Origin of the sequence: Paenibacillus periandrae, from assembly GCF_022458865.1 — a bacterium.
In the GTDB taxonomy this organism is placed as follows: Bacteria; Bacillota; Bacilli; order Paenibacillales; family NBRC-103111; genus Paenibacillus_S; species Paenibacillus_S periandrae.
Map to the genome: position 1 here is coordinate 40,300 of NZ_JAJNMU010000024.1, position 19,795 is coordinate 60,094.

Genomic DNA, 19,795 nt, shown 5'->3' on the forward strand with positions numbered 1-19,795 from the left:
AAAATAAATAAAATATATTAAATACGATTTCCTCTGTCAAGCCAGTAGGAGTCACTCCACCTCTTCAACGCGGCAGCTTATTCTATTAGACTATCTCAGCGTCCAGTTACTTTAGTAAACCAAAAAGAAGCTAACCCGAAAGCAAGCTTCTACATAAACAGTTTCCACAATCACGTGCACGCTTTTCTCCTCATTGTGTTGCATCGTCTACATATTTGCTAACAAAGTCTGTATATTCTTTTGATTTTCAGCTAGCCAAATCATTTCCTTTGCAAACCGAGCGGGAGGTACACTATGCTGATCCATGTTAGCATTAATCCACCATGTACTTTCCATATACCATAACAACTGTAAGGAATACGTTAAGTAACCCTCTGCCACGTTGCGTTCCTCCTTGTACCCTTCCATAAATGCTTCAGCCAGTGAGACCTCTAAATGATCATCTACGGCACAGGACATCACAGCCCGAGCTACATCAAGCTGCGGATAGTCATATTTGAGTCGATCAAAATCCAGAATTGCCGTTAAACGGTTGTCATCAAATAAAAGGTTATCGACCCACAGGTCACGATGTGCCCATCCCAATTGAAGCAGCTCCAGGATCTCCATATGCATGTCTTCCGTTGCTTTTATTTGTGTTTCTATATTGGCAAGTAAATGAGTTTTACCGGATTCCTTTGTTTGTACCCAAACTGAATTCCAATGTGCTAAACGTTCCTCACGGCTGGGAGGGATAAACTGAGGACTATTTTTAATACCAATGGTCCCATCGTTTAACGACCGATGCATTTTTCCTGTAGTTCGACCTAAATCGTATATTTGATGAGCATTGGCTTTACCTGGCTCAATTAGCTTGCCCTGGCAATATTCCATCACCATGAAAAGTTCTCCATGATCCGATTCAAACAATGTTTTTTCTCTATACGATAACAAATTGGGACATGCTAAACCTTGGTTATACAATCTAACCTGTTGAGAAAACGCAAACAACAGCTCCTCTGGTATATATTTTTTATATCGTTCCTTGTTATATTGTTTGAGTAAAAAATCCCCGGCTTCCGTTTTTATTTTCCATTTTAAGTTAAGCCAGCCTCGTTTGATTGGAGTCGATTCAATTACATCCAAACCGAAGAAACGATGAAATGATTGAAGCAGGTCATCCAAGATCATTTCCTCTGTCCATAATGCTCCCATTTGCCCAGCTCCTAAATTTACAATGTCCTATTTATATTCCTTATGGAGACCACAATAACCTTTTGATACATCCAAATTTTTTCATTGTCCTGACCGTTTACCTCTTCTCGTCTAGTAGCTCATCGAGCATTTGTAAATATACAAAACATGATCAACAGATTCTACCGTCAGAAATGTAATCCAGAATTAGAAATACGACAGATCAGGATGCTAATTACTGCAAATAATAATGTAAAAGTATATGAATAACGTTAAATGTGATATTTACAGATGTTGAATGAGGTCAGACACAAATAACCATTCACACAACCTCCATCAGGCTGTGTAAATGGCTATTTGTATATATCCATGCGGGTTAAAGATACTTCCTCTACTCTTCCCCTGTCGCAATCGGATTGTCCTCATAACTAATCCAGTCGCTCCAACTGCCTGCATAGAGCTTCACATTCGTAAAGCCCGCTTCCTGCAGCGCAAGGACATTAGGCGTAGCGGAAATGCCCGAGCCGCAATAAACAATGATCTCTTCTTCTCGCTCCAGCCCAGCGAAGTGCGCCTTCAGTTCTTCTGGGGTTTTCCAATTTCCGGTCTGCTCCAGTCCGTCCTTCCAGAAGTAGTTCAATGCACTCGGGATATGTCCGGCAATCGGATCGAACGGGGCTTCCAGACCCAGATACTGATTGGAATCACGGGAATCGACAAGCTTGGTCCCATTGGCTTTGATAGCAGCCCGTACGGCGTTAACATCAGCCAGCAGGTGTTCTTGGACGATAGGTTCCAGCGTACGTGAAGTCAATATGGGCTGTTCGCTTGTCACGGGTTGGCCTGCTTGAACCCATGCCTCATAACCGCCATCCAGTATGCGTACGTCTTCGACGCCTACATATTTTAACAGCCACCATAAACGCGAAGCTGCCGGTCCATTCACATCTTCATAAACAACCACTGTTGTTGATCGGTCGATCCCCAGATTTCCAAAAGTCTTCGCCAGATCTTCTGACGACGGGATCGGACTGCGCCCTCCGTGCTCCTGAGGGGAATCGGTCAAATCACGTTTAAAATCAACAAATACTGCACCTGGCAAATGACCTCTCTCATAGGCTTCCTTCCCATAAAGCGGCTCTTTCGGCGAAAAGCGAACATCGGCAATGACCGTATCTCCTGCCAAGATTTTTGAACGCACCCAATCGACGTTTACAATGTTTGACATGTTCTTCTTAACTCCCTTCGGTTTATATCGTAAATTCAATGCTGTCTTCTGTCTTTACTTGATGAAGCGATGCATAGATGTCGTTTTGAATCTTCAGCAGCCCGGCATCATCTCGTTTGCGCGGACGAGCCTGAGGGACCTGGAATACGGCATTAACTCGTCCAGGCCGTGGGGATAAGATCACAACACGATCCGCCAGAAAGACGGCTTCTGCTACGTCATGGGTAATAAAAACTACAGTCTTTTTTTCGGATTCCCAGATTTGCAGCAAATCGTCCTGCAGCTGCAGCCTGGTGAGATGATCTACTGCACCAAACGGCTCGTCCATAAGCAGCACCTCAGGGCGATTAGCGAAGGCGCGTGCCAGACCCGCCCGCTGCTTCATACCGCCTGACAGCTGATGGGGATACTTGTGCTCAAATCCGCTGAGCCCTACCATTTCCAGGTATCTCCGAGCGGCCGCACTTCGTTCGCGCTTATCCGTTCCTCTGATCTCCAGACCCAGCTCGACATTACGCTGCACCGTGCGCCACGGATAAAGCGAGGGATCCTGAAAAACGACCCCTCTCCGCTTATCGGTACCTTCCAGAGGACTGTCACCGAATCGCACATCTCCCTGAGTAGGTGCCTGCAGTCCTGCCAGAATCTCCAGCAATGTGCTTTTTCCGCAGCCACTGGGTCCAAGAACGCAAAGAAATTCTCCGTCCTCAATAGTCAGGTTGATATCAGATAGTATTACCGCCGGCGCAGTCTCGCCGTATACCATCGACATATGGTTGATGGAGAACCCCGCCATACGCCCACCTCCTCTTCCTAATTATTTTTTGGGCACATAACGAAGATCAAGAATCTTGTCAATATCATATATTTGATCCTGGAAGCCTAATTCAAGCTGAGTTTGTTGAGTTTCCTGCAGGGACTGCTTGTCCACGTCAGGCTTGTTCTCCCACAGTACCATCTCACGCTCGAATGCTTTGTCAACCGCGGCTGGGTCAATCTTCACTTGCGTCAGGAAAAATTTCTTATACTCATCGAGATGGCTCTTGGCATATTCCTGGGATTTAAAATAAGCGCGCAGCAGCTTCTCGACGGCATCAGGATGCTTGGCAATGAAGTCATTGTGGGATACCAGAACGCCAGTGTGAAAGTTTGGAAGATAATCCCAGCCCTTGGCCAGCAGAGTTGCCTTACCGCTAAGCTCAGCGAGTGACACGAACGGTTCATGTATGATGGTGGCATCTACTTGTCCAGACGTCACACTGGCGAACGCAGCATCGTTTACACCATTCGCAACCAGAGTAACATCATTTTTAGCAAGACCATGCTTTTTCAAAATCACTTGTGTATACACATCAAGGCCTGAGCCAAAAACAGCAGCTCCTACCTTTTTACCTTTTAGATCCTCAATTTTTTTGATTTCTGGACGTGCGATCAAATAAAATGCACCTTTTGTGCGGAACATAGATGACACGATCTTGAGAGGCGCCCCTTTGCCCGCTGCTACTATAGCTTGTGTTGTGGCGAGATCGGCAATATCGATATCCTTGCTCGTCAGACCCGGAACTGGATTCTGGGTCGAAATGAATTCAACGTCCAGACCCTCTTCCTTAAAGAACCCTTTCTCTGCTCCGAATTGAACGGCCATGCCACTCACTCCGTTGAAGGCCGCATACTTAACCTTTTGCAGCTGTTGGCTGCTGGCAGCGGGAGCTGCGGTTGAATTGGAGGATGTACCCCCGGAAGCTGGAGCTGCCGGACTTGCGTTATTAGTTGCGTTGTTTCCGCAGCCTGCGAACAGGATTAAGGCAAACAGACTCATCAACATAGTTCCCATGCGTTTCTTGTTTCTTTTAACCATCCTATGATCTCTCCCTATGTGTGAATAAATCTGCAAATTTCCGTAAAACTTCAGTTTGACTTCCACTTGAGGACTACCTTTTTCTCCAGCAGATCGATGAGTGCGATAATAGCTACCGAGACGACCGTTACAATCGTAATAATGGCAAAAGCCTGCGCAGTGTCATACAACGACGTCGCCTTGACCAGAATATTCCCCAAACCATCCTGCGATGCGATCATCTCGCCGAATAAGGCCCCTACAATTCCGGTTGCTGCCGAAACCCGCAGGGACACGAAAATCGTTGGTGCAGCCGAGGGTAAAATAACCTTGATAATCGTTTGCCATCTGGAGGCCTGAAACACTCGCGCTACCTTGAGATGATTATCTGCCGTTTGCTTGATTCCGGTAATCGTGCTGAATGCAATTGTAAAGTAGCAAAACAGAAACACGACAGCGATCTTATGTGGTATACCAATACCCATCCACAGCATAATGAGCGGAATGATGGTAACCTTCGGCACAGCCATCAGCGCGGACAGGAACGGTCTGAGTAATTCCTCCGCATGTCGTACGAGTACAAGAAACATGCCAGTAGCGATACCTAATCCTGCAGCTAACAAATAACCGATGAAAAATTCCTGCATCGTCACACGAAGATGATGATAAATCTCGCTATGGGTCAGCAGCACATAAATCTGCTTCACAACCTCTGTCGGCTCCGACAAATACAGTTTCCCTACGATCCCCATTCGAACAACTAGCTCAATAGCACCTAAAAGGAGCAGCGCGAGTGCAATTTGTCCGATGAGAATGATACCAAAGCGTTTTGATTTCTTGTTGTTCATCTCTAGCCTCCCTTGCACCTTGAATCCCATGCTCCTTTGAGACGGGGTTGCCCTAAGTATTCACTTATGATTTAGCTTTGCTGTAACAGGTCTTTACGAGCGAAACGATTCTCCGGGCGCGCCAGTCCAAAATGATCGCGGAACGTGCTTCCCTCATATTCCGTACGGAACAATCCACGTCTCTGCAGCTCGGGCACGACAAGGTCGATGAACAGATTCAAGCCATCAGGCATGTAAGGCGCGCACAGGTTAAAGCCATCCGCAGCCTCTCTTTGAAACCAATACTCGATTTGATCGGCTATTCGCTCAGGTCCACCCACCAGAAGCAGATGTCCACGAACCGTAGCTGCAAAATAATGGAATAATTCGCGAATTGAAATATCGTCATGACCTGATGCGTTCTGAGCCAGCTGTATGAAGGGTCTCGCCCCTACTCCAGGCAGGGTAGACAGTGCCAGATCCGGCAGCGGACCATCGAACGGATACGCGGACAGATCAATGCCGATACGTGCAGACAATGGCTTCAAATCAAAATTTGTAACAAGAAGAGAGCTTAGCTCCCGATATTTGGCATACGCCTCTTCGTCAGTTTTGCCGACAATAGGTACCAATCCGGGCATAATGAACAGCTCGTCCTGTTTCCGGCCGTACTTGGCCAGCTTGCTCTTAATTCCAGCATAAAATGTGCGGGCTTCCTCAAACAGGAATTGTCCGGTAAAGATGACATTAGAGAATTGTGCACCCAGCTCCTGACTCCGTTCTGAGGTACCAGCAGATAAGAGTGGAAGCTGTCCCTGTGGTGGTCTCGCCACATTAAGCGGTCCAGCAACAGAGAAGTGGTCACCCTTATGATGAATCGCGTGAACCTTGCTTTCATCGACAAAGACGCCAGATGCCTTGTCTCTTACGAAAGCATCGTCCTCCCAGGTATCCCACAAATCCTTCACGATTTGTACGAATTCATCAGCGTAATCATAGCGCTTCGTATTATCCCAATGCTTGTCCCGGCTAAAGTTTTGCGCTGCACGGGCATCGGCTCCCGTAACGACGTTCCAGGCTGTTCGTCCTCGGCTCAAATAATCAAGTGAAGCGGTCATCCGTGCAATGTGATAAGGCTCTGCATATGTCGTGTTCGCGGTCACGATTAGGCCGATTTTTTCTGTTACTGCGGCTAAATGAGCAATCATGGTGAATGGTTCCAGCCTGACCATCTGGGATGGGAATTGATACTGCATATCCGCACTGGATGCCAGCGCATCTCCAAGAAAAAAGAAGTCGAACTTCGCTGACTCCAGACGTTGGGCCACTGCTTGCAGGAACTTGGGATCGAAAGCACCATCGGTTACCGATTCAGGAAGTCTCCAGCCTGCCGGATGATAACCGGTCGAGAAAAGGAACAGACCGAGATGAAGTTGACGTGGTTGATTGGAATTGCTCATAATGATTCATCCTCCTAACGAATTAATGAAATATTTCGTGAAAATTGGTCGATCGTGTTCAATTCTTCAATAGTCAGACGTTGATCTGCAAACCGCAACGAATCACGGACTTGCTCAGGCTTAGAAGCACCCAGGATTGCAGAAGATACATAGCTGTGACTAAGTACCCAAGCGAGTGAAAACTGTGCTAATGTCCAGCCCCGCGCTTCAGCGAGCGGGCGAATGGCTTCAACGAGTTCATAAGCCGGATTCTTCTGCAAAAGCAGCTTCAGTCGCTGCTCTCCTGCTGCCAATCGTGTACCTTCCTGCGGTTGCTCTCCCTGCTTGTATTTACCGGTCAAAATACCACGGCCAAGCGGACTGTAGACAATCATGCCAACCTTCTCCGATTCAGCGAAGGGGACCAGCTCCTGTTCAATACCTCGTGAGATCAGACTGTATTCGGGCTGTACACTCTCGAACCGGCTCAACCGGTTCAACGCACTGATTCCATGTGCCTTGGCAAGCTGCCATGCCGCATAATTTGAGCACCCGATGTATCGGACTTTCCCCTGCTTAACCAGTTCATCCAGAACGCCAAGCGTCTCTTCAATTGGAGTAGCCGCATCAAATCCATGCACCTGGTACAGATCAATATGATCGGTCTGTAACCGACGAAGGCTGTTTTCCAGCGCACGATAAATGTGATAGCGGCTTAAGCCAGAGTCATTCACACCCGTACCGACCGGTGCCTGCACCTTCGTAGCCAGCACAATATCGTTCCTTCTCCCCTTCAAAAGCCGGCCCAGGATCGCTTCCGATTCCCCAGTCCGGTTGGGATCATCAAGATCCATGCCAGATCCGTATACATCGGCGGTATCTATTAGATTAATGCCGGCTTCGAGCGCCTGGTCCAGCACAGCTGCTGAGGCCTGCTCATCGATCCAGCGACCAAAAGCCATCGTTCCCAGACTGACTTCGGACACTTTGAGGCCAGTTCGACCTAATTTTCTATAATTCATTCGTAAGTACGCTCCTTAAACAACATAATAAACAGCCAGAAAGACGCCTTGTTCTCATTCGCGTCTCTCCGGCTGTCCGGTAGAGTTCATATATTAAATTTATTATTCCGATATATTTAGTAGGATAATAGCATGGAGTGATCCTATTGTCCATATACTACAAGTTTCCTTATTCTCTCAGCACATCGGCTGCTGCTTGTTGTCCTTTACTTACAGCAAGCTCATAAGGCGTTTGACCATCCGCATTCACAGCAGTTCGGTCTGCTCCGTGCTGCAGAAATATTCTGATTAATGATTCACGACCGAAGTAGGCTGCTACATGAAGTGCGCTGTAGCCTAGTCGGATACTGCCTTCACATTTGGCGTTGACATCGGCGCCATGGCTGATCAGCAGCTTGATGATATGCTCGTAATTGCCGAGAATCGCTGCATGGATCGCCGTGTTGTTCAGGCTTCCGTCCTTGCTTCTGGCATTAACGTCTGCACCCAGTTCAAGAAGCAATTTGACAATTTCCTCATTTCCAAAATGCGTTGCCATTGACAGTGGCATAAATCCGTCTGGACTATATGCGGAGATGAGTTCGGGCGATTGCTCGAGCAATTCCTTAACCCTCCCTGTATTGCCAACCACCGAAGCTTCAAACACATCAAGCTGTGCACCGTTGTCGATAAGCAGCTCCTTGATATCGTTCGCACGCATATAGGCAGCCATAAGAACAGCTGTTTCTCCCTTGCTATTCGTAGCGTTCACAAGAGTAGAGTCCTGATGAATCAGTTGGGTAACCTTCTCCAGATTATTCAGCTTAACGGCCTCGACCATCTCATTGCGCAATTGCTGAACGTGGTCAGCAAGTAGTTGAGCCCTGCGCAACAGCTCCTCCGAAGATTGAATACCAACATTGACAAAGTGAGAAACAGCCCTCGATCGATTGGTCTCCAATCCTGAATCAACGAGCAGGTCTACCGCTTGAAGTGCCGTATCGTCCAATCTTATGGAGATTACGATACTTGGCTTTTTCTTAGCCATATACGCCTCCATTTACATATTGTATTTTTGATTACAAAATTACAATATCACATTGATTCTCAAAATACTAGCCCCTTATTCACATTGTTTTACACGGAATTTGTTTTTTCATTTCTATTTTATTTTGTCATACCGTATGGACCCTCCAACTTTTATTTGCACTTTGCAAGTATTAACGAAAAAAATTACCCCAAAGGGGTTGTGCAGCATTGGCTGGATTTGGCCATGGCATCATTTAAAAGCTGGATCGAGCGAATGACGGTCTCTTTTTCAAAATCGTTCATGTGTGAAAAAACTTCATACAGATAGGCATTCATCTGTTGGTCAATCGTCGTTGCTACGTATTTGCCTTCTGTCGTTAATGAAAGAACATACACCCTTCTGTCGTCAGGATCAGGTAACTTTTTTACCAGATTCATTTTGATTAATGCTTGAATCTGGCGACTGAAGGTCGTAATATCGGTTCCCAATGCTTCTGCTATCTGCTGGATGGATGGCTTATGCTCACGGTCTATCTCGTACAGGATGTGACTTTGAACTAATGAAATATCGAAACCACCAGCAGAACAACAATTTTTATTGAGAAAGCCAAAACGACGTGTCATGATTTGAAATAGTTCACGAGTATTATCCATTGCAGCTCACCTCATGAATGGGTATAAAATAATTATTTGCATTTTGCAAGTATTAATTCCCCTCAACCCTTGGGTTAAGGAGAATATATGAGCAGCCACACGCTCTATTCAATGAACTCATCCTCAAAGGCTCCATGAACAAGGACAACTTCGTTAACATCAAACTTATTTCCATCCAAATCGAAAAATACAAAGTTGAAGCCGCAGCTGCCGCGGTCATGAAGCTGTTCGATCCTTACGCCACTTGAGCTCAGGTGGTCATGAAGCACTTCTATGCCACTCACCTCAAAGGTGAGCCTGAACATTTCATTGCCCAATTTATTACGGAATTGGCTATCAACCTCATCCTCCGTTTCGACCAAATGCAGCCATTGTCCATCAGCAAGCTTCATAATTGCTTGAGCTTCCGCAGGATTGAAAGGTACCGCATATTCCAATCCAAAATGCTGCTGCCACCATTGTGCTGACTTGATCGGGCTGCTAACAGGCACGTATACCGAACATATCCCCTTCAAGGCGTTTCCTTGAAATACATTTGAAATTTGTGACATCCACATCATCCCTTCAATTGTTTATTCATTCTAACCTTGTCAAATCATAAGTATCTCTTGAAGTTACTTGTAATCATCACGCTGGAATGGAATAATATGGATTTCTGCTAATTTTAATATGTATTCTATGCCGAAGTGTTATTTCCTTTAATAAATTACTCTTCCAACAACAATTAGATGGAGTCCCTTGTCCAACTACATTATTAGGATCTTTCCACAATTTCCGTAATCTGTTTCCATCAATTTTGAAATAAAAGCAATATCCAATTCCAGCGCTAAACGGGAATCTATTTGTATCAAACCATTATCAATGGTCATGTATCCACCCAAAATAATATCAAAGGATCTCATTTTATGTGTCAATCTCCTTTTACAAGATCAAACTAAAAACCTCTGAAATTACAGAGGTTTTAGTTCGTACCGTATTATGTTGTGTTGTAGTATACTCTCGTCGCTACTTTTTAGCTCCATAAGCGGAACCGTTATCCAATTGCTCCTGCCATTCCGGTGCTGCAAGGCCTGTCACCTTTCCATTCAGGAGAGGATCATTCGTAGTCTTCATCCAAACATCCACCTTGTCTCGAAGCTCTTCCAATACCTGCTGGTATTCCGGAACGTGGACAAGATTGTTAGTTTCAAGAGGATCTTCCTGTAAGCTATACAGCTCCTCCGGCACATTAGGCGTGTAGTATTCCTCCCTTACGACTTGCCCCGAAAGGCTGCGGTGAATGTCTAGTGGAAGATAGACAGAAGGCCCGTCTTCAAAGTTGCGAATATATTTATAGCTTTCCGTTCTAACGCCTCTCATCGGATGGTATTGATCATGCCAGGTCAATTCGGAAAAAAAATGGTCTCTTGGCTTTACTTGTGTGTCCGACTTAAACAAACCGAGAAAGCTGCTTCCATCAAGCCCCTGAGGAATTTCCGCCCCCGCAAATTCAAGCAATGTGGGCATTAAATCTATATTACAAAGCAGCTGATTCATGACAAGTCCCCCGGCTATTTGTCCGGGATAATACATAATTAAAGCCGTTTCCAAGCCCGAATCCATCAGCGTCCCCTTCGCTCTCGGGAAGGCAATGCCGTGATCAGTCGTATAAATCACAAGCGTGTTATCGCTCAACCCGCTTTCTTCCAATCCACGGAGTATGCGGCCTATGCTTTGATCCAGCACTTTGGCGGAGCCGTGCAGCAGCGCAAAATCTTCCCGAACCTGAGGTGTATCCGGCAGGTAAGATGGCGGCACTACTCTATCCACCGGGTCAGCGACCGCTTCATATTCATCAAAATCCCGATGTGTTTCAAAAAAGCCCACTGACGCGAAAAAAGGCTTTTCATCCTTGGCTTCAGCTTTTTCATGTAAATAGTCCAAGACCCTGTCAGCGACTTGAGGTCCTCTGTCTCCAGGAACCGGCAGTACCTTGTCGTAACCAAGCTTGGAGGTGGACGAGGTTAAGCGGCTGTCCGGTTCGTCTATCGTTTCATGGCTGAAGCCAATCAATGCTGTTTCGTAGCCTTGTTTGCCGAGCTCCTTAGGCAAGGTCGCTACACCCGGATGCATTGAAAATCCCAAATGGGCCAAACCGATCATCCCATGGTTATGCGGGTACAATCCGGTCAATATACTTCCACGGCTCGGACTGCACTGGGGAGCGGGGCAAAAATATCGATCGAAGCGTACCCCTTTTTCCGCCAGAGCATCTATCGATGGAGTTTCTACGGTTCGGCCGTAGCAGCCCAAATACCGACCTGTATCGTGTGATATCATGAATAAAATGTTAGGTTTTTTCATTGTTTTGTCTCCTCTTGGCGGCTTCCGGCGCTTTATTCTTTCACTGCTCCGGAGGTTAGGCCTGAAATAATATGTCTTTGGAATATTAGCACCAGGATGACGATCGGTATCGTTACCGTTATGGCTGCTGCCGAGATCTCGCCCCATGGAAAAGTAAATTCCCCCTGGAACATCGCAATACCTACAGGCACTGTCATCATGTCTTGTTTGGAATTGATCGTTAAAGCGAAAAGAAATTCATGCCAGGCGTCAACAAACACAATAATCGCAGTCGTAAACAGCCCAGGTGCTGCGAGAGGAAGCAGGATTTTCCAAAAGGTTTGCATAATCGATGCCCCATCGACTTTGGCCGCTTCCTCAAGCTCGTACGGTATTTTTTGAAAAAAGGTTGTCATATACCAAATGGATAACGGCAGCGCGAACGTCGTATAAGGGATGATAAGTCCCAAATAAGTATTTCGCAGACCTGTAGCCTGCATAAACAAAAAAATCGGAGAAATCGTAGCAATTTGCGGAAACATCGAAACAGCAAGCAGTACGCCCAAAAAGACAGATTTCCCCCAAAAGTGAAGCCGGGCAATCGCATATGCCGCAAAGGACGCGACGATCAGACTGTAAATCATAGTCAGGCCTGCTATCGAAAAGCTGTTGATCAAATAGCGGCCAAACGGATGATTAACGAAAACGCGAACATAGTTATCCCATGTATAACCAGGCACGAATATATCAAAAGCATACGTTCCATACAGATACGCAGTTTGCTTAATGGAGGCCAGGAAAATCCACATGAAAGGAAACATGGCCGCCCCCACGAAAACCGTGACACCTAAATAGAAAAGAAAGCCTGCTTTTTTAACCATTATGCATACCTCCTAACTCCTGCGTTTGCTGACTGCATCGGCGCCTAATATTTTTACATAGATCATACATATGATGGCGATACATAGAAACACGATAACAGACAATGCTGAGCCTGCGCCAAAGTTAAGCTCGGAAAACATTGTTTTGTAAGCATAAATGGAGATCGATTCCGTCGAATTGGCGGGTCCGCCACCTGTCAGCACATAAATCAGGTCAAATACACGGAAGGCATCCAATGTACGGAACATGACCGCAACGAGGATCGTGGTTTTTAAAGAGGGCAGCGTAATATGAATGAACTGCTTCCAACGAGTCGCTCCATCAACCTGGGCTGCCTCATACAAGGAGCCGGATATCGTTTGAAGTCCAGCCAGCAGCAGCAGAGCGACAAAGGGTGACGTCTTCCACGTATCCGCCAAAACTATAGAGAACATCGCTCCCGACTTGGTAGACAGCAATGTACTCATTTGCGGTATAAAGCCTGCTTCAGCAAACAGCTTGGCCACAATACCGTTCTGACCATCGTAGAGAAAGTGCCAGATCATAGCGGAAATAGCAGTTGGCGTAGCCCAAGGGATCAAAACGGCCGCTCGCACAAGACCGCGCCCGCGGAAAGAACGATTGATCAGGAGTGCGATCAGCAGACCAAACAGCATTTCCATCGAAACGGCATACACCGTGAACAAGGAGGTATTCCCGATGGATTGCCATAGACGACTATCCGTCAGAAATTTTTTATAATGGCCCAAGCCGACAAAGTTCGGTTCGATAAAGGTTCCTTGGAGTGCATTCGTTAATCCAATCGCATCGTCGGGCCGTTTCATCATTCCCTTTTCTTTCAACTGCACCAAGCTGCTGTGAATGACACTTAGCTCAGATTTCACGCTTTCTGCCTTGTTATTATCAAGCTTCATGTACTTCAGCTGCGCTGGCACCGGTTTAAAATCATATAAAAGCCGATCAATCTTCTCATACCTGTCTTTTATCGCCGGGTCTGTCTCCAATTCCTTGCGGATTTGTTCCGTTTTCAATCTTAACGGCTCTAATTCGATCCCTGCTTGGCCACCTGCACCCGCCTCGGTCTCCAGTGTTTTTAATAATATCGGTAACGTTTCTGCGTATTTCTCCATATCCAACGCGTACAGGGTATGAATCTCGCTTTTAGTCGGATCGTTAAGCCGAATATCATATAAACTGATCCAGAAGGAGCGCATAACGGGCCAAATCGCAATAGCACAAATTAAAAGCACTGCTGGCAAAATCAATACATAGGCCGTCCTGCTTTCTTTCGTTAAACCGATTCGTTTGAACATTTCGGAGTCACCTGCCTTTAGCCGTATCGTAACAGGAAAAAATGAAGAGTCATCCTGCTGTATGACCCTCCATTCTATTATATTTCGCCTCTTTATCTTACTTCGCAGCAATCGCCTGCTTGATTTGTGCTTCCAGGTTAGTTAAAGTCTGTTCCGGTGTTTGCTCGCCTGCAATCGCTTTGGACACCTCCACTTGGATAATGCCGGAGATTTTCGCATATTGCGGTGTAATTGTCCTTGGAATCGCGCTGCTCAAACCGTTAACAAAATCACGATTCGCAAATAATGGGCTTGCTTTTTGCACATCAGCATCGTCAAACAGTGGCAGATAGGTAGGTGTTTGCGTGCTGTTGATAGCAATTATTTTCTCTCCCTCAGCGCTGACCATAAATTTCAGGAACTCCCATGACTCCTTCGGATGCTTGGAGTATTTATTAATGGCTGCGAGCCAGCCTCCGAGTGCAGCCGCTGAACGCGCATCTCCTGAAGGAAGTGGAGCGATGCCAACATTGCCAGCTACCTTGGATACTTTTGGATCATTCGCTTGTGCGTATAATGCCGGCCAATGGCGGGCGAACACAGCACTTCCTTCCATGAATGCGGTCAAGGTCTCTTTTTCCGTAAAGGTGTTCAGATTCGACGGTACTGCAGGAGACTTGGCGATTTTCACCAGCTGCTTCAATCCCTTTAGTGATTCTGGACTGTTGACAGTTACATTGCCTTTATCATCGATAATTTTACCGCCATAAGCACTAACTAGCTCTGTAAAACTGACCGATAATCCCTCATACTGCTTCGCTTGCGTAACAAAACCGTACTGAGTACCACCTTGGCCCTTCAACTGCTCTGCCTGCTTGATCAGATCATCCCAGGTTTTTGGTACGTCTTTCACCAAATCTTTCCGGTAGTACAACAACCCTGAGTTATTATAACGTGGAAGCGCCCATTGCTGGCCGTTGAAATATCCGGATTCGACTCCTGCTTTAAGGTATTTGCTTAGGTCCACATTATCGTCTTTAATCAACCGGTCAAGCGGAAGGATAAATCCGGCTTGTGCGAACTCCGCTGGCCAGACCACGTCCAGATTGATAACATCCACCTCCGCCGATTTGCCACCCAAAATCGTTACGAGCTGATCATGTGTTTGCGAGGAGTCATTCGGGAATTCGCGCAATTCCACTTCAATATTAGGAAACTTTGCCTGGAACGCCGCAACCAGCTTTTTCGTTCCCTCGGTTTGATCTGCACCTTGTCCGAATACAATTTTCACCTTTTCAGCTGATGGTTTGCTTTCTTTGGTTGGGCTGCTGTCTTGAGGAGCAGCTTGTTTGGCAGGAGCTTCACCGCCGCAGGCAGCAAGCCCCGCAGATATCGATACGATCAATGCTGTGTTCAATAATTTGTTCATCATTTGTTTTCAGACCTCCAGATTAGTTTTGTGTTCATTTTTTATAAAAAAGAATGAAAGCTTCTCTGAAAAGCTTTTCAGAAAATGCAAGGTTCTTCATCAGAACCCCTTTCCAGCTTCCGTTCTCCATTGCTAAGAACCGTTTAATTGTTTGACCGAATCCCGTTCCACGATCCAGTGATTCATATAGGACCTCATTTCATCCAACGGAACGCCATTTATTAAGCTGTCCAACATTTTAATTGCCTGCGACCCCATCTCATACAGAGGCTGAGCGACTGTAGTCAGCTTCGGGTAACACATTCCCGCCATCCGCGTGTTGTCAAAGCCGATTACCGAAACTTCATCAGGTATTTTCACCTTGTGCTCATGCAGATAGGAAATTGCTGCAATCGCTCTTTCGTCACTAGTCGCAAAAACAGCCGTCATCTCTGGGAACTTCGTATGTAAGGCTTTCATCGCCTTGTAGCTGTCTTCAAAAAGGTATTTGCCATATTCAATGCGATTCTCCGGAACAAGTTCGATGTTATGTACTCTATGAGCACGCAGAAAACCTTGAATTCTTGGCAAACCGGATATCGGATCGAGCATTGAACCACTGATCATTCCAATCTTCGTATGACCCTTCTTGATCAAATAATCAGTCGCATCATAGGCTGCCTGCTCGTCATCGACCTTGACCGATGGAATATCATACTCCAGACTGTGGGTTGCAGCAAGAACAATAGGGATATTTAAGCGTTTGAATACTTCATAGCTATCGGGAAATATAGGTTCACTGGTGAACACGATGCCATCGATCTGCTTTTCGCTTAAAACTTTCAGACTGGACAGCCTTCGCTCTTCATTATTATCCGTATTGCATATGATCAGGTTATTACCACTTTCATGGGCCGCATCTTCCATACCCTTGATCACTTCCGCATAAAACAAGTTGGATATATCTGGTATCAGAACGCCCAACGTTTTCGTGCGTTTGTGAATCAGGCCTATTGCCAAAGCATTAGGCGAATAATTCAGCTCCTGGACCGCCTGTAATACCTTATCGCGCTTGTCTTTAACAACAATATCCGGATTATTCAACACTCTTGAGACGGTACTGATTGAGACATTGGCCATTCGGGCTACATCTTTAATGGTTGATTTCATGTTGTTTCACCTTATATTTGTAATGAAAAGCTTTTCATATCCATTATAACAAAGGTTTTTTGATTCAACCACTAAAAGTTTAAATAAATAATGATTGATCACCCAAATAAGCTTTTTCTCTTATACCAAGTATTATACTCGGTATTATAAGTTTTTCAATAGGTAAATGAAAATTTTCCTTTTCTCTTCTGTTTCCGCTGCTTTTACAAAGTCTATGGAGCTAAACAGCTAAGGTTTGTTTCTTTAAAATGCTGTGTGTTGTTTTCTCATTTTACGGTATTCATTAGGTGTAACATCTCGATGCTTTTTAAATGACTGGATAAAATGATTTACATGGTTGAAACCAACTCTCCGGGCAATTTCGGTTATCGTATATTCTTTAGAGTTTAATAATTCACAACTCTTTTTAATACGGTACTTAATCAGGTAATAGTAGGGAGTCATATGAAGACTTTTTTTAAAGCTTCGAGTGCACTCCGAAACGCTCAAATGTGCTACGTCAGCAATTTCATTCAAAGTTATGTTATTTGAAAAGTTTTGATGGATATAGCTCAGCATTAACTGAAGTCTCTCTTGTTGAAGTCTGATGTATTTGGAGGATTCGTCTAAAGATAACGAAATATTGGATATTAGGATTAACCATAACTGAACCGTTTTGATGGAGATCTCATACTGCCATCCCCAGTTTTTTTTCATTTCAAATTCCTTCTTCATCTCCCAAAGGATTTGCAGTATTTGGTTTTGCCACTCAGTGTTTCCTTTGATTTCTAATGATAAAAGGAAAGAATTCGTATAGGGAAGTACATAGTTTTTTTCCATGGCACTATCTGAATAGAAGGCAAGCAGCTTCTCTGGAAAATTGAAGCTCACGTATTCACCATCATGAGTTAGATGCGTAACAATGTGAAGAACGCTCTTATTGATAAAAATCCCTTGGCCAGTTCCTAAATCATAATCAATACCGTTGACTTGTATAGTTAATTTCCCTTTGGTCACTAAAGTAATTTGTAATTCTTCGTGCCAATGTAGATCGTTAACTCCTCTGCCTTCAGGAATAGATCCATGGTTAGTATGAGTGTACATGATGTATGGAAATGCTTCGTCAGGAAACTGAATGGCTTCGTATAATTGTTTTCTCAAAATATAGTCTCCTTTATTTGACGATATATCAATATAAATTAAAGATATAGTTACACAAAATAAAAGTTTTTGATGATATTATTATATCAATCTTCGACATCTCGTTACAATCCTGTGCACAGGTAATTGTCCAACAGCTTGGAGGAACTATGGTTAAATTAAATAAATCTTCTTTATCTTCTCGTCCGTTTATTTTGTTATTTATCAGTATATTGTCCGTTTCTATCTCTTCCATCATGATAAAATTTTCAGATACACCTACTTCTGTGGCTGGGATGTACAGATTGTTTATTTCCGTAATCATAATGCTCGCTTTTGTACCTTGGAAAATGCTTCGTTGTATAGAGATGAATAAAAAGGATTGGAGCATCGTACTTTTAGCCGGTTGTTTTTTAGGGTTACACTTTTTATTCTGGATGGAATCACTGGTCTATACCTCAGTTGCCAGCTCCATGGTTATTTTGGCGTTACAGCCTTTATTTGTAATGATCGGTTCATATTTTTTGTTCAAGGAACAAATGAATTTGCTAACCGTTGTTTACTTGATCATTGCTCTGGCAGGTTCAATTATTATAGCTTGGGGAGATATAGGGATTTCGAAAGAAGCGCTAATTGGAGACGGTTTATCGTTAATTGGCACATTCTTCATTTCAGTCTATCTGTTGGTGGGGCAGAAAGTAAGCCGCAAAATCGATGCAAATGTGTACAGCTTCATCGTTTTTTTTATTGGTGGCACTGTCTTACTCATCTACAATTTGATAAATAACTTCTCTTTAATTGGATATGACTCAACCGAATGGACTTACTTTATGTTACTTGCTATAATTCCGACTATTTTGGGACAATATATTTTTAATCTGTTGTTAAAATCAATTGGGGCTACTACTGTCTCAGTAGGTATTATTGGTGAACCTGTTCTTGCCATAATACTTGCGTATCTGTTATTAGGAGAAACCATTAGTTTATTTCAGTTCCTAGGCGGTATGCTGACTCTATTCGGTATGGGAATGTATTTTTGGACAAAATCTTCAAGTGGGGGAATGAAAGCTGGCAGCAAATGATGATTTTTTGAACCTCGATATTCGTGTCGGAACGATAATCAAAGCTGAATTTTTTGGAGAAGCCAAAACACCTGCTATTCAACTTCATATTTGATTTTGGAGCATAAATTACAATGGTCTTGAAACACATAGCGGCCAAGGCGGACGTGGCCCAAGCCCAGCGCGGGACTGGCTTTTCTCGATCGACTTCCTCATTATGATCGGCTTCATCTGGATGGTTCATATCGGAATGGACCGAATGATGGGCTATGGATTGAAATACGAAACGGATTTTAAAGACACGCATATCCAAAGGCTATAACGTGTCTTTAGTATTCTGTCTACTTGACAGCCTTATTACTATTTTGGCTACTTTTAACCACTAAGTTGAAAGCATTCTTATTTCCCAAGCCTCGAGTAACGCATGATGGTGCGAAACATCCTCTTGTCAGTAAGTGCATTAAAGATGTATTTGTCTGGCGATGTATTGACCTCGATAATCCAAGGCTTTAATGCTTTATCAATTCCTATATCCACCCCGTATGACCGAAACCGTGGGAAAACGCCTCTCATATGTCTGCTGATCTTGACACCCAACGTCTTTAATCCAGCTACATAGGATACTTGCTTGTTTTTGGGCATGAAAGGGGCCAGCAATTCATGGGCAGGCATCGGCCTCCCACCGCTATGATAGTTGGTCACGACCTTATGAGGTCGAGCCAAGCGCCCCACAATTCCTGTTGCTTCCCACTTTCGCTCTGGGCTGCGTTGTACCATGACTCGTAGATCAAACGGACGGCCCTGGAAGTGGAGTAATGGGATGCCTTTTTGAACGAGATAGATTTTCTTCCCCTTTTCTTTGGAGAAAGCTGCGTAAGCCCCATCGAAGGTAGCGAAGGAACGGCTTCGTGTGCCATTTTGAAGTCGATACCCTTTCTTACTGCTAGACAATTTAAATATCCCAAAGCCTCCAGTTCCATGACTTGGTTTAAGATAGACAGCACGATATTTATCGAGCATGCCTTTTACGTTGGATTTATTGACAAGTCTCGTCGGTGGCAAGTGATCGGACAATTCCTTATTATTCAACATAGCCCGATATTTCCCCAGCTTATTATTCCAATATTTCAAGTCATCACCCCAAATCATCAGATATCTCCACTTTTTAGTTATATGCGGAATGTTATGCTGTGTTTGGACGTTTTGACTGATTTCCTGTGTATCCTTGTCAGGATCGATCTTGAACTCAAGAGGAATTGCACTTCACCCTACTTTCGTATTACAGTAGTATCAAGCAATTTATTGTCATTTCAGCTGCATACTTGGTTATATGTTCCCTGAATCCCTCTATAT

General features: G+C 44.6%; 18 protein-coding genes and 2 pseudogenes. 3 read left to right on the forward strand and 17 right to left on the reverse strand.

Features of this window, described 5'->3' with window-relative positions; genetic code table 11:
- Positions 1-207: 207 nt before the first annotated feature.
- The 16 genes from LRL21_RS33390 to LRL21_RS33465 all read right to left on the reverse strand — a co-directional run bounded on the left by LRL21_RS33390 (position 208) and on the right by LRL21_RS33465 (position 17,402).
- The gene (locus tag LRL21_RS33390; protein WP_240420131.1) at positions 208-1,194 is read right to left on the reverse strand and encodes a phosphotransferase; all 987 of its coding nucleotides are present in this window, start codon (positions 1,192-1,194) and stop codon (positions 208-210) included.
- Between the two features lie 370 nt (positions 1,195-1,564).
- Positions 1,565-2,401 carry a sulfurtransferase gene (locus tag LRL21_RS33395; protein WP_240420132.1) on the reverse strand — a complete coding sequence of 279 codons (837 nt, stop codon included), beginning with the start codon at positions 2,399-2,401 and terminating at the stop codon, positions 1,565-1,567.
- A 22-nt stretch (positions 2,402-2,423) separates the two neighbouring features.
- On the reverse strand, positions 2,424-3,197 hold the full coding sequence (locus LRL21_RS33400) for an ABC transporter ATP-binding protein (RefSeq protein ID WP_240420133.1): 774 nt from the start codon (positions 3,195-3,197) through the stop codon (positions 2,424-2,426).
- 21 nt (positions 3,198-3,218) lie between these two features.
- A complete protein-coding gene (locus LRL21_RS33405; RefSeq protein WP_240420134.1) occupies positions 3,219-4,259 on the reverse strand; it encodes an ABC transporter substrate-binding protein in 1,041 nt (346 codons plus the stop codon).
- 50 nt (positions 4,260-4,309) lie between these two features.
- Positions 4,310-5,086: an ABC transporter permease gene (locus LRL21_RS33410; protein ID WP_240420135.1), complete on the reverse strand. Its 777-nt coding sequence runs from the start codon at positions 5,084-5,086 to the stop codon at positions 4,310-4,312.
- Between the two features lie 71 nt (positions 5,087-5,157).
- Complete coding sequence (locus LRL21_RS33415; protein WP_240420136.1) at positions 5,158-6,525, reverse strand: LLM class flavin-dependent oxidoreductase; 1,368 nt, start codon at positions 6,523-6,525, stop codon at positions 5,158-5,160.
- Between the two features lie 14 nt (positions 6,526-6,539).
- On the reverse strand, positions 6,540-7,526 hold the full coding sequence (locus LRL21_RS33420) for an aldo/keto reductase (RefSeq protein ID WP_240420137.1): 987 nt from the start codon (positions 7,524-7,526) through the stop codon (positions 6,540-6,542).
- A gap of 169 nt (positions 7,527-7,695) precedes the next feature.
- Positions 7,696-8,553 carry an ankyrin repeat domain-containing protein gene (locus LRL21_RS33425; protein WP_240420138.1) on the reverse strand — a complete coding sequence of 286 codons (858 nt, stop codon included), beginning with the start codon at positions 8,551-8,553 and terminating at the stop codon, positions 7,696-7,698.
- A 185-nt stretch (positions 8,554-8,738) separates the two neighbouring features.
- On the reverse strand, positions 8,739-9,188 hold the full coding sequence (locus tag LRL21_RS33430) for a MarR family winged helix-turn-helix transcriptional regulator (RefSeq protein ID WP_240420139.1): 450 nt from the start codon (positions 9,186-9,188) through the stop codon (positions 8,739-8,741).
- A gap of 104 nt (positions 9,189-9,292) precedes the next feature.
- A complete protein-coding gene (locus LRL21_RS33435) occupies positions 9,293-9,739 on the reverse strand; it encodes a VOC family protein (RefSeq protein ID WP_240420140.1) in 447 nt (148 codons plus the stop codon).
- A 454-nt stretch (positions 9,740-10,193) separates the two neighbouring features.
- Entirely contained in the window at positions 10,194-11,531 is a 1,338-nt protein-coding gene (locus LRL21_RS33440; RefSeq protein WP_240420141.1) for a sulfatase family protein, read from the reverse strand.
- A gap of 32 nt (positions 11,532-11,563) precedes the next feature.
- Positions 11,564-12,391 (reverse strand): carbohydrate ABC transporter permease, encoded by an 828-nt coding sequence (locus LRL21_RS33445; protein WP_240420142.1) that lies wholly within the window; start codon positions 12,389-12,391, stop codon positions 11,564-11,566.
- Between the two features lie 12 nt (positions 12,392-12,403).
- Positions 12,404-13,705, reverse strand: a complete 1,302-nt coding sequence (locus LRL21_RS33450; RefSeq protein ID WP_240420143.1) for a carbohydrate ABC transporter permease — start codon at positions 13,703-13,705, stop codon at positions 12,404-12,406.
- 97 nt (positions 13,706-13,802) lie between these two features.
- A complete protein-coding gene (locus LRL21_RS33455) occupies positions 13,803-15,116 on the reverse strand; it encodes an ABC transporter substrate-binding protein (protein ID WP_240420144.1) in 1,314 nt (437 codons plus the stop codon).
- A gap of 129 nt (positions 15,117-15,245) precedes the next feature.
- Positions 15,246-16,262, reverse strand: coding sequence for a LacI family DNA-binding transcriptional regulator (locus LRL21_RS33460; protein ID WP_240420145.1), 1,017 nt, complete (start codon positions 16,260-16,262; stop codon positions 15,246-15,248).
- Between the two features lie 243 nt (positions 16,263-16,505).
- Entirely contained in the window at positions 16,506-17,402 is an 897-nt protein-coding gene (locus LRL21_RS33465) for an AraC family transcriptional regulator (RefSeq protein ID WP_240420146.1), read from the reverse strand.
- Positions 17,403-17,551: 149 nt separating this feature from the next.
- Here LRL21_RS33465 and LRL21_RS33470 point away from each other — a divergent pair, with 149 nt between their 5' ends.
- The 3 genes and pseudogenes from LRL21_RS33470 to LRL21_RS33480 form a co-directional block, all read left to right on the forward strand.
- Positions 17,552-18,463 carry a DMT family transporter gene (locus tag LRL21_RS33470; RefSeq protein ID WP_240420147.1) on the forward strand — a complete coding sequence of 304 codons (912 nt, stop codon included), beginning with the start codon at positions 17,552-17,554 and terminating at the stop codon, positions 18,461-18,463.
- A pseudogene (locus LRL21_RS33475) lies at positions 18,450-18,554 on the forward strand (tRNA-binding protein); the annotation flags it as partial. The gene LRL21_RS33470 and the pseudogene LRL21_RS33475, both read left to right, overlap by 14 nt.
- A gap of 84 nt (positions 18,555-18,638) precedes the next feature.
- Positions 18,639-18,764, forward strand: a pseudogene (locus LRL21_RS33480) (DUF4260 family protein); the annotation flags it as partial.
- Between the two features lie 77 nt (positions 18,765-18,841).
- Here the strand turns inward: LRL21_RS33480 and LRL21_RS33485 are convergent.
- Positions 18,842-19,591, reverse strand: a complete 750-nt coding sequence (locus LRL21_RS33485) for a YheC/YheD family protein (protein ID WP_240420148.1) — start codon at positions 19,589-19,591, stop codon at positions 18,842-18,844.
- Positions 19,592-19,795: the final 204 nt, after the last annotated feature.